The following is a 12,208-nucleotide window of genomic DNA, read 5'->3' on the forward strand; positions in this document are numbered from 1 at the left end:
CTAATAATATAATCTTTAAAATTATATTCTATAAAAAATATAACATAGAATTAATGATAAAAAGAATTAGGGATAATCTTAATTTGGATTTTGTTATTAATAATTCTGGAATTAAAAGTAAATATTTTAACTAAAAAAGATAGATTTTCATGAAATATACAGAAAAAATAATTGAATCATCAGTATTGTTGTTAGTAATAATTGACATGATATTATTATTAATATTGACTTTTTCCAATGTTTCTCAACATGTAGAGCAGAAAATTATTTACTTTGATTTATTTGTTTGTTTCATTTTATGGATTGATTTTATATATAACTTATATAAATCAAATAATAAAAAACAATTTTTAAAAGAAAACTGGTTAACTATTATCGCAATAATACCTTTAGACTATTTTTTCTTAAGATGGTTCAGATTCATAAGAATAATACGTTTAATAAGATTCAGCAGAGTATTACTCTTTTTAAAAGGATGGGGACATTCAGTTGTTTATTTTATCAAATCAACAAACCTGGATAAATTGATATATGTTGTGATAATATTTGTTGTAATTTCATCTATTGCCATATTATTTATTGAAGATTCAGTTACAAATTTAATTGATGCATTTTGGTATATTATTGTAACATTAACAAGTGTTGGTTATGGAGATATAACTCCACATTCAATAATAGGAAAAGTAATTTCATATTTTGTCATATTATTAGGAATTATTTTTTTCAGCACATTAACTGCAGCTATATCATCCATATATGTGAGTAAAATAACTGATGATTCTGAAAAAGATTTGAATAGTAAAATTGATGAACTTAAAGAAGAAAATAAAAAATTAGAAAATAAAATTGATGAATTAAAAGAGATTATAATGAAAAATAATTGAATTCATATTAATTCTCTTTTCTTTTTTTCAAATTCTTCAGGAGTTATAATTCCTTTTTCTAATAAATCATGCCATTTTAATAATTCTTCAGCAGCATTAATATTTTGATATGGTGAATTATTTTCATTTCTTTTGGAATTGAAGTTTAACCATGCATTATTAAGTAGATTATAGCAATGTTCTGAAATTAATTCTAAAATAATTTTGTTAAATCCTGTTGTTGTGATACAAAGATTACTGTTCATTTGAAGAAGTCCAGCATTGTTGAAGTCAATAGCACTAATATTAGCATAAGGAATAATTTTATCTCCTAAATCTGTTTTTAAAAATTGACCTCTTTTTTTAATAATTAATTTATCTTTTTCAACAAAGCAAAAACCATCAACACGTTCAATATTGTCTCCTGTTAATATTCCTCTTCTTCTTTCATTCAGTACACATGAAAAATCATAGCCTTCTACATTTAATCTTATTTCTTTTTGTTGTTGTTTTATTTCTTTTTGTTGTTGTTTTTTTAGTTTTTCTTGTTCTTCTATTTTTTTATCAGTTTCTTTTTGTTTTAAGTATTCTACAATTAATTCTTCTGTGATTAAATTTTTTTGTATGGATAAATTTTTATTTTCCATAAATTGACTAAAGTCACCACTGTCAAGAAAACCCAATCCATGTTCTTTTAAGATTTTAAGATTGTCTGTGTAATATAAGTTTTGTTCATTTTCGATTATTTCTTTTTGTTTTAAGTATTCTTCAAATAATTCTGAAGTAATTATATCTTTGCGAAAGGACATATTTTTAGATTTCATGAATTTAATAACATATCCCTGATCTTTAAATGTTATTCCTTTATTTTTTAAAAAAGCAACATTATCATTATATACATTATTTTTTCCAGATAATTTATCTATTAATCCCATTCAAAATCACTTTATAAGTTTTATTTTAGTAATTTAATCATTCCAAATCCCATTGAATTTTTTTCACCAATTCCAACATCATATGCAAATTTAATTAAATCCATATCTCCGTCTAAAATAAGATCCATCATGTAAGCCCTATGGTGTGTTGTAAATGCACCTTTATTAATTGAAATTCTTTTTCTTTTTACAAAATTCATTTCAGAATAGATATCTATTTTTTTATCAGTTTCTGTTAAATTATTAAATTTAAGATATTTTTTTATTAAATTTTTTTGCAATGAGTTAAAAAATCTATCTGATGGAGCAAGATCCCAGATTTTAAGTTCGCCATCTATTTCTTTTTTAGTTCTAACAATTATTGGAGATAAAGTTTTAAATTCACTTTTTGATGAAAAATCAGGTGTTTTTAAAGCTTCAATTTTTTGAATTTTTAATATCTGATTTTGAAAATTTATTTCTAAATCCTCGAGAAATCCATCAACAAGACTTTTAATTAAAAAATCATTAGGTGAAGATATGTAAAAACTAATAATTCCATCTTTAACTATTATTCCATCTTTAACAATTTTTCTCTTAGGAATATGTATTTGTGAAAATGTAAAAAATTTAAATGATTTTGAAGAGTGTAATTCATCAGCAAAATCTAAATCAGCTATTTTATTATAGATTATAGATGATAATATGTGATTGTAATTAAATGGAACTTTAAAGTTATTTTTTCCTTTTAAGATAATTTTGAGTCTCATTAATATTTTGTTTATTGGCTGTGATTAAAATAATTTTTGTTTAAATTCAAAATCAATTTTGAATAATATTTATAGAATTCTTTTTCTCAGGTGTATTTGTTTAAACTTAAACCATTACATTTATATGTATCTAGTTTTAATATATATTTAATAACAATCTATTATCTTTAATTCAACATGTTATGTGAAATTTTTTTTAATAATACTATCATTGGGTTAATTTTAAATAGTTTGTTTTATATAATTTATGATTGTACAATCAGTACAATTTGTGTTTGAAAAATGATGGTATTTTTAAAATCAGTCTATTTTAGGATAATCGGATTAAAAAGGAGGAAATATGTCTATAAATTTAAATTTAAAAATAACTGGGAATCCTTTTATTGATGCAGGTATTTTTGCATTAAGTGTTAAGTTAAATAAGCCAATAGAGGATATTACTATTGGCGATATAGAAAATGAGGCAAAATTTATTTCTAAACTGTATCTTAAGGATGGTTGGAATAAAAATATGTATAGTATTTTTCCAAATTCTCCTTTAGTTAATAATGCTATTAAAGGGGATCGTTCGGAAAAATATTTCAATGAATTAAAAAGTGAGATTGAATGTATTCAAGATATTCAAGACAATGGTTCTTGTATGGGATGTGGTAGAAGAAATGCTGAATATGTCTTTGGAAAAAGTATAATTCCATTAACTGGTTCTAAATCTTTGAAAAATTATTTTTCATTTGCTAATGAAGGAGCAGATTACTGTTCATTATGTGCTATTTTAGTTCAATTTTCTCCATTGCTAATGTATACTTGCGGGGGTAAATTTATTTTATTAAATTCTGATTCTGAGTTAGTAATGAAACTTTGGGCTAAAGAAACTATTCAAAATGTTAATACTCAAGTATCGTTAAATAATTATGCTGGGTGTTGTAATGATGGTATTACACGACCAGTTAATGCAATTTTTGAGATTATTACAAAAGTAATAGATTCATCTGATTTGTGGGATGATGAAAATCCTTCTTTAAACTTTTATTATTTCACAAATTATAATCAAGGTCCTGAATTAGAGATTTATACTTTACCAATTGATGTTTTTAATTTTTTAGTAGATATTCCGTCAGAAGATAAGTATAACTGGAAATTTATTCTTAAAAAAGGATATCAATATGTTAAGTGGGATAAAGAGGAAACTTTTGACAAAGATAAAAAAAATTATTATTACAAAAATAAACCAAATAATGTTTATAATAATTTATTGATGAATAGATCTATTTTAAAATATTTTTACAACTTTAAACATAAAAAAACATATTGTTCATGGAAATTAGTCAATGCATACATGAGAGAGGTCAGAAAAATGGATGAAAAAAGAATTGAAGCAATAAAAACTGTTGGGGATAAATTATCAGATTATATTAAAATTAATGATAGTAAAAAAACATTATCTAGTTTGGAGAATGCATCTTCATATAATAATTTTAGAAATGTTTTAAGGAAAATTCTTAAAAATAAGATTAAAAATGATGATGATTTATTATTTACTTTTGATGATTATGTGATTAATTTGTTCCCTGAGGGTAATTTAACTTGGAAAGAAACCCAAGATTTATTACTTTTCAGAATATATGAAAATCTACATAATTGGATGGTTGAAAATGATTTTGTTGAAGAAATTTCAGAAGAAGAATTATTGGAGGAATAAAAAATGCCAAATAATATTGTGGGATTAATGTTAATTGATGCACCTCATTCTGCACTTAATAATGCAGGATCTGATGCTGGAGATAGAACAGATAATATTGTTAGAGTTAAAACTATTAGGAAAGGAATGACTAGATATCCTTATGTTTCTGGTCAGGCTTTAAGATATTGGTGGAGAGAAACTTTGGAAAATAAATTTAGGTGGGAAATGTCTCCAATTAGTCGTGAGAAAAAAATTGCATTTACTAGTGCAAATCCTATTGATTATCCGGATGATGATGTTTTTGGATATATGAGAGCTATGTCTAAAAAAGAAGGGGGTACTGTTACAAGAATTTCTCCTTTAAAAAATTCTCCTTTGATAGCAGTAATTGGTCAAAATCCTACTGAAGATTTTGGTGTTATGTCTCGTCATGAAGGTGATCCTGTACCTTATGAACATGAGTTTTATTCAAATATTTTAAAAGGTATTTTTTCAATTGATTTAGGATGTCTTGGAGTATTCTCTGAAAGTGAAAAAACTGGATATAAGAATATGTCTAATGATTTATTGAAATTAGCTGAAGAAAAAGGATTAGAACATGAAAATAATGCATGGATAATGGATAAAAGCATTAGAATTAAACGTGCTCAAGATGTTATTAATGCATTACCTTATTTGTCTGGAGGTGCTAAATCCACATCACATTTGACTGATGTAACTCCAAAAATAATAGTTCTTGCAGCTATTGATGGGGGTAATCATATTTTCATGAATATTGTTCGTGAAGAAAAAGGAGAACTTATATTTGATTTAAATGCATTAGATGAAGTAATTTCTGATTATTCAGATATTATTAAATCAGATATTTTCATTGGTATGAGAACTGGATTTTTAAAAGATACTCAAGATGAAATAATTGAATATGCTGGAGAAAAAGAGAATATTCATGTTGGAACTATTAAAGAAATAACAGATAAATTTTCTGATGAAATTCCTAAGTTGATTTAAATGAAATATTTAAGGATTTTAATTGAGGGGTGGACTGCTTCATTTAGATATCCGGCATTTATAAGTGGATTTCAACCAACTTTGCCAGTTCCTCCTTTAAGTACAATTTATGGTTTATTATCTGCAGCTAAAGGGGAGTTAGTTACTCCTGATGAAACAAACGTTGGTTTTGTCTTTAGTTATGAATCTAAGGCAGTAGATTTAGAAACAATCTATGAATTAAAAGGATTAAAAGGAAATAAATCTAATGTAGTTAAAAGGGAATTCTTATTTAATCCGAGGTTATATTTGTATCTTGATAATTTGGAATTTAAAAAATATTTTAAAAACCCAACATATCCAATTTTACTTGGAAGATCTTCAGATTTAGCTATTATTAGTGAAATTAAAGAAGTTGAAATGGAAATAAAAAATGATGTTAAATTAGGTAAAACGATATTGCCTTTTGGTATTGATGAGGCATTTGGAATTATTCAAGCATTACCTACTTACTTTTCAGATTCAATTCCTAGAAAAGCATTAGGTACTAAACCATTTTTATTAATGGATAAATTTTTTGATTATTCTGGTGAGTGCTGTTTTGATTCTGAGTTAAATTGGGGAGTTTGGATTCATAGATAAGTGATACTATGGTTATTTTAGCTAAACCTGATGAAACATTATTGGAGCATACTGAAAACACTTTAAAAGTTTTTAAAAGTATTAAAGAGTATTATTCTGATGTTCCTGATATTTGTGGTGTTCCTGATTTTTGGGAACATCTATTTTATATTTTATTTTTCCATGATTTTGGTAAAGCAGCTGTAGGGTTTCAAAATTCATTAAAATCAAATAATTTTTGGGGTTATAGGCATGAAATATTATCTGCATGTTTTATCAGCTCTTTAAATGACATTTTCTCAGAATTCACTATTAATGCAATTGGATTAACAATAATAACTCATCATAAAGATGTTAAAAAGTTAAGAAAAGATTATCCAATAAAAGGAACTGAAGGCAAACGTCTTTTTAATGAGAAATTATTGGAATTAAAACCTAATTTTGAAGAATTATTGTCTTATTTTGATTTTGTCCCAGATTTAAGTCAAAAATATTTAGGTTATAAATTAAAAATCCCCAGTAAAATATCATTTGATGATTTAAAAAGTGTTTATAATCAAACAGTATCTAATTATTTTAAAGAATTTAAATTAAGCAATTATAGTGAATTACATGGAGTTTATGGTTATTTTTTAAAAGGATTTATGAATGCTTGTGATTATTTAGCTTCCGGATCAAAATATGAAATACTTCCAGCAGTGAAAAATGGTGATTTGTATAATTTTGGTTCATTAAGGAAAACACAAGTAATTGCTTCTAAAACAAAAGGAAGTAGTTTTTTAATAGCTCCAACAGGTAGTGGTAAAACAGAAGCTTCTTTTTTATGGGCTGATAATAATCAAAATGATAGTTATTCTAAAAGAATTTTTTATGTTTTACCGTTTACAGCAAGTATAAATGCAATGTATACAAGATTAATTAAAGATTTGGGAACTAATGAGTTAGTAGGTCTTTCTCATGGAAAAGCATCTTATTTTATTTATCAATCTGTTCTGAAAGAGGATTATGAAGAATCTAAATTACAAGCTAAAAATATTCAGAATTTAACAAAGAAAATATATAGGCCTTATAAAATTTTAACACCTTTTCAATTTATTAAATACTTTTTTGGAGTTAAAGGTTTTGAAATGGGATTGTCTGAATTAGCAAATAGTTTGTTAATTCTAGATGAAATTCATGCATATGATGCTAGAGTAACTTGTTTGTTATTGGAATCTCTTAAAGTTTTGAAGAATAAATTTAATGTTAATATTTTTATAATGTCTGCTACTTTACCATCTTTTCTAAAAGATATCTTTGCACAGGAATTAGGTATTTCTAATATTATATCTTTAGATTCTGATGAATTAGATTCATTTACTCGTCATAAAGTTAATATAATTGATAATTCTATTGAAAATTATTTTGAAAACATTTTGGATGATATTAATTCTGGTAAAAAAGTTTTGATTGTGTGTAATACTGTGGATAAATCTCAAAATATTTTTGAATGGTTTAAGGAGAATGGTGTAGATAATGCAGCATTGTTACATAGTAGATTCATACTAAAAGATAGAGAAAAAATAGAAAAGAATTTAGATAATTTGGATTTGTTAGTAGGTACTCAAGCTATTGAAGTTTCTTTAGATATTGATTATGATGTTTTATATTCTGAACCTGCACCTTTAGATGCATTAATTCAAAGATTTGGTAGGGTTAATCGTAGAGGATGGAGAAATAATATTATTAAAGATGTTAATATTTTCAAAATAGGTTCTGATAATGATAAGTATATCTATAATCAGGAGTTGGTTGCTAAAACATTGGATGTTTTAAGTAATTTTGATATTTTAAAAGAAAGTAAAATTCAAGATATTATTGATTATGTGTATAGTGGAGGATATAATTCTCAGGATCAAGAAATATTTAATACAGTAAAAGATTCCTTTAAAGGAATGTTAAATGATATTGTACCTTTTATAAATTTCAATAATGATTCTAATTTTTATAATCTTTTTGATTCTTATGATGTTGTTCCTCAGAAGTTTAGGGAAAAATATATGGAAAAAATAAGTAATAATCAATATTATGAAGCTATGAGTTATTGTTTGTCAATTAGTAAAGGGCAATTTTTCAAACTTAAAGCTGAAAATAATGTTGAGTTTAGTAAGGACACATATTTTATTGATGTTATGTATGATTCAGAGATTGGATTGAAGTTGTCTGAAGAAGAATCTACTATTTTATAAGTGAGATTTTATGATTTCTAGGATTAATGGAACTCAAATTAATTATTATTTTATATGTAAAACTAAGTTATGGTTATTTTCTCATAATATTCAGTTGGAAGATGGGCATGAGAATGTTAAGTTAGGCAAGCATTTACATGAAACTACATTTAAACGAGAAAAAGAGTTTCTTATTGATAATTTAATTAATGTTGATTTCATTAAAATAACTGATTCTGTTGAAATTCATGAGGTAAAGAAATCTCAGAAAATGAATTTAGCTCATGAATATCAACTTTTGTATTATATGTTTTATTTAAAAAATGAGAAGGATATTGAAAATGTTGTAGGATTTTTAGATTATCCTAATATTCGTAAAAAGGAAAAAATAACTTTAACCAATCAAAAAGAAAATGAATTATTTGAAATAATTGATAATATTGAATGTATAATTAGTAATTCGATGCCTAAACCTAAAAAGAAAAGAATTTGTAATAAATGTGCTTATTTTGAGTTTTGTTTTTCATAGTAGTGTGTTCATATGTCAAAAAAGAATTATTATATATTATCTGAAGGTATTCTTAAACGAAAAGAAAATACTATCTATTTTGTCAATGAAAAAGGTAAAAAACCAATTCCCATTAATAAAATGTATGCAATTTATGCTTATGGTCAGATAACTTTTTCATCACAAGTAATGAATCTTTTATCTAAAAATGGGATTCCTATTCATTTTTTTAATTATTATGGATTTTATTCGGGATCTTATTATCCTCGTGAAACATTGTTATCTGGTGATTTGCTAGTAAAACAAGCAGATTATTATTTAAATATTCGAAAAAGATTAGAATTAGCTAAATTATTTGTTGAAGGTGCAGCGAATAATATTTTAAAAGTATTATCTTATTACAAAATTGAAAGTAATATTGAAGAAACATTACTGGAATTGAATTCTACAAATAAAATAACTGAAATAATGAATGTTGAAGGTAGAATTCGTTCAGAATATTATTCTAAATTTGATGAAATACTTCCAGAAGATTTTAAAATGAATGGTAGGTCAAGGCAACCTCCTAAAAATATGATAAATTCACTTATTAGTTTTGGAAATTCTATGATGTATTCAACTGTTCTAACAGAATTATATAATACTCAGTTAAATCCAACAATATCTTATCTTCATGAACCCTCTGAAAGAAGATTTTCATTATCTTTGGATCTCAGTGAAATATTCAAACCAATTTTTGTTGATCGACTCATTTTTTACATGGTTAATAAAAAAATGCTCTCTAAAAAAGATTTCAATGAAGATTTAAATTGTTGTCTTTTAAATGATAAAGGAAGAAATAAATTCATAAAAGAATACAATAAACGTCTCGAAAAAACAATTAAACATAAAAAATTAAAGAAAAATGTTTCTTATCAAAGATTAATTAGATTAGAAGCCTATAAACTTAAAAAACATATTTTAGGAATTGAAAAATATGATCCTTTTGTAAGTGGATGGTAATAATCATGTATGTAATTATAGTTTATGATATTAAAGTTGATAGAGTTAATAAAGTTAAATCATTTTTAAGACAATATCTATTTTGGATTCAAAATTCTGTTTTTGAAGGAGAAGTTAGTGAAAGCGAATTTAAGATTATCCATGAAGGCTTAATGAATATAATTGATGAAGAATTTGATTCAATCATAATATATAAATTACGGATGGCTGAAGTCATGAACCGTGAAGTGTTAGGTATTGAAAAAGCACCCATCTGTGAAATATTATGATTTTTCCAGTTTCAATACTTTTATTAACTTTATATTGATTTAAACAGATTTTAACTAATTTATTTATCTATTTTTTTTCAACTTTGATTACTTTTTAGTTATTGAATTAATTCGTTTTTTATTTCATTTTTTAAATTTTATTTATTTAAAAGGCATTATTCTTTTTCAATTTGTTTATTTTTTTTATTTTAAAATAAATTGAGGTTTATTATTTATTTTCAATGATTTAAAATTAATTGTTGAATCATATAAATAACTAACATTTTTCAACATCAACAATTTTAAGTAGTTAAATAAATAAATTATAGACTGTATATGGCATTTTTGAGAAAAAATTTGCCCTGTTAAAAATAAGACTATAATAGGATTGAAATTCAGTAGTTGATGAAACAAGACTATGTGAGTGGTTAGTTAAAAATAAGACTATAATAGGATTGAAATTAACATAAATCTATAAATAGCTGAATCATTAATGTTAAAAATAAGACTATAATAGGATTGAAATAGTTCAAAAATAAAATTAGATAAATTTAAAGAAAGGGTTAAAAATAAGACTATAATAGGATTGAAATTTTTAACTGATGAAATAAACAAAACTCAGGAGGTTAAAAATAAGACTATAATAGGATTGAAATGGTTAAAAACAAAAATAAGAGAAAATGAGGAAATGTTAAAAATAAGACTATAATAGGATTGAAATTTAGGGGTAATACATACACTAATTAAATGAAAAATCGTTAAAAATAAGACTATAATAGGATTGAAATATACATAAAACAGTTAAGGCCCCTAATCTTGTTATTGTTAAAAATAAGACTATAATAGGATTGAAATCATTATGTTATTGATAAGAATGGTAAAAAGTACAGTTAAAAATAAGACTATAATAGGATTGAAATGATATTTTCTAATCTTGTTATTATCATAGGTTTTTGTTAAAAATAAGACTATAATAGGATTGAAATTAAAGCTGATGAAATAGCTAATTATTTCTCAAAAAAGTTAAAAATAAGACTATAATAGGATTGAAATTTTGTCATCTAAGAGTTCTGATTTCTTTTCATCATGTTAAAAATAAGACTATAATAGGATTGAAATGCCTCATGACAGTTAGGTTTTTATCTAATTTCATGGTTAAAAATAAGACTATAATAGGATTGAAATCCATTATAGCCTCCATGTGCATATACTGAAGTTAATGTTAAAAATAAGACTATAATAGGATTGAAATTATATTATAATAAGCTACAGATTTCATTACATCCTCGTTAAAAATAAGACTATAATAGGATTGAAATTTAGTTAATGCTAATGAATTATTAAAATATGTTAAGTTAAAAATAAGACTATAATAGGATTGAAATGTGTCTGTTCTAGTAGTCTAGATATGACTTCATGTTAAAAATAAGACTATAATAGGATTGAAATTAAAATAACTGCTATGTGTTGCGTCTTTGCCTCTAGTTAAAAATAAGACTATAATAGGATTGAAATTTAAAAGAGGCAATAAAAAAATAGGGGAGGACACAGTTAAAAATAAGACTATAATAGGATTGAAATTTTAATCCTGCCTTTTTGTTGTTTTTTAGTCAAGTTAAAAATAAGACTATAATAGGATTGAAATGAATCCACATCAGAAATAGTTAATTACTTAATTTCAGTTAAAAATAAGACTATAATAGGATTGAAATGTATATAATATAACTTATTTCAATAGGACATTTAAGTTAAAAATAAGACTATAATAGGATTGAAATAGTTAACAAATCCAAAAACATAATACAAGCATGGTTAAAAATAAGACTATAATAGGATTGAAATATATAAAAAACACAAGCAGTAATGCTCGTGCATCGTTAAAAATAAGACTATAATAGGATTGAAATGTCCCTCCCTGCTTCAACTAGGTGAAGCTTTTCAAGGTTAAAAATAAGACTATAATAGGATTGAAATTTTGTGAGCTCAAAACCACACTCAGAACTCACATGTTAAAAATAAGACTATAATAGGATTGAAATAAAAGCTGATGAAATAGCTAATTATTTCTCAAAAAAAGTTAAAAATAAGACTATAATAGGATTGAAATTAAATAATCATAGTTATTTTACCTTCAGAATCATTGTTAAAAATAAGACTATAATAGGATTGAAATAACTTATCATAATGAGTAATGTAAAACAGATCGTGTTAAAAATAAGACTATAATAGGATTGAAATGGACCTTGAGCAGTATGGAAGGGGCTACTGGAATAGTTAAAAATAAGACTATAATAGGATTGAAATTATATTAAGTTTAATATAGCCATTATCATCATTGTTAAAAATAAGACTATAATAGGATTGAAATGAGCTTTTAAAACTTATTAATGTATCGTGTCCAGGTTAA

Annotated in this window: 10 protein-coding genes and 1 CRISPR repeat array (1 of these 11 cut by a window edge); of the genes, 8 read left to right on the forward strand and 2 right to left on the reverse strand. The window is 24.4% G+C overall.

All coding sequences use genetic code 11. The annotated features are described in order from the left end of the window. The first annotated feature begins 149 nt into the window (after positions 1-149). Positions 150-884 (forward strand): ion channel, encoded by a 735-nt coding sequence (locus Q0984_RS07970; RefSeq protein ID WP_299526169.1) that lies wholly within the window; start codon positions 150-152, stop codon positions 882-884. Positions 885-886: 2 nt separating this feature from the next. Here Q0984_RS07970 and Q0984_RS07975 read toward each other — a convergent pair whose 3' ends face one another. Continuing rightward, positions 887-1,798, reverse strand: coding sequence for an SHOCT domain-containing protein (locus Q0984_RS07975; protein WP_299526173.1), 912 nt, complete (start codon positions 1,796-1,798; stop codon positions 887-889). A 20-nt stretch (positions 1,799-1,818) separates the two neighbouring features. Beyond that, positions 1,819-2,547, reverse strand: a complete 729-nt coding sequence (cas6, locus tag Q0984_RS07980) for a CRISPR-associated endoribonuclease Cas6 (protein WP_299526176.1) — start codon at positions 2,545-2,547, stop codon at positions 1,819-1,821. Between the two features lie 340 nt (positions 2,548-2,887). On the opposite strand from cas6, the gene cas8a1 reads away from it, so the two are divergent. From cas8a1 to cas2, 7 genes are read left to right on the forward strand one after another with little or no spacing between them, the layout of a single operon-like run. Next, complete coding sequence (gene cas8a1 / locus Q0984_RS07985; RefSeq protein WP_299526179.1) at positions 2,888-4,246, forward strand: type I-B CRISPR-associated protein Cas8b1/Cst1; 1,359 nt, start codon at positions 2,888-2,890, stop codon at positions 4,244-4,246. A 3-nt stretch (positions 4,247-4,249) separates the two neighbouring features. After that, a complete protein-coding gene (cas7i, locus tag Q0984_RS07990) occupies positions 4,250-5,236 on the forward strand; it encodes a type I-B CRISPR-associated protein Cas7/Cst2/DevR (RefSeq protein ID WP_299526182.1) in 987 nt (328 codons plus the stop codon). Continuing rightward, entirely contained in the window at positions 5,237-5,857 is a 621-nt protein-coding gene (cas5b, locus tag Q0984_RS07995) for a type I-B CRISPR-associated protein Cas5b (protein WP_299526185.1), read from the forward strand. An 8-nt stretch (positions 5,858-5,865) separates the two neighbouring features. Then, the gene (cas3, locus tag Q0984_RS08000) at positions 5,866-8,064 is read left to right on the forward strand and encodes a CRISPR-associated helicase Cas3' (RefSeq protein ID WP_299526188.1); all 2,199 of its coding nucleotides are present in this window, start codon (positions 5,866-5,868) and stop codon (positions 8,062-8,064) included. Positions 8,065-8,074: 10 nt separating this feature from the next. Continuing rightward, complete coding sequence (cas4, locus tag Q0984_RS08005; RefSeq protein WP_299526192.1) at positions 8,075-8,572, forward strand: CRISPR-associated protein Cas4; 498 nt, start codon at positions 8,075-8,077, stop codon at positions 8,570-8,572. Positions 8,573-8,584: 12 nt separating this feature from the next. Continuing rightward, entirely contained in the window at positions 8,585-9,553 is a 969-nt protein-coding gene (cas1b, locus tag Q0984_RS08010) for a type I-B CRISPR-associated endonuclease Cas1b (RefSeq protein ID WP_299526195.1), read from the forward strand. Positions 9,554-9,558: 5 nt separating this feature from the next. After that, a complete protein-coding gene (cas2, locus tag Q0984_RS08015) occupies positions 9,559-9,822 on the forward strand; it encodes a CRISPR-associated endonuclease Cas2 (protein WP_299526198.1) in 264 nt (87 codons plus the stop codon). 343 nt (positions 9,823-10,165) lie between these two features. Further along, a CRISPR array of direct repeats spans positions 10,166-12,208; the repeat unit is 31 nt; unit sequence GTTAAAAATAAGACTATAATAGGATTGAAAT; it runs 3,796 nt beyond the window's last position.

The sequence above is a fragment of the uncultured Methanobrevibacter sp. genome, from assembly GCF_934746965.1.
GTDB lineage: Archaea > Methanobacteriota > Methanobacteria > Methanobacteriales > Methanobacteriaceae > Methanocatella.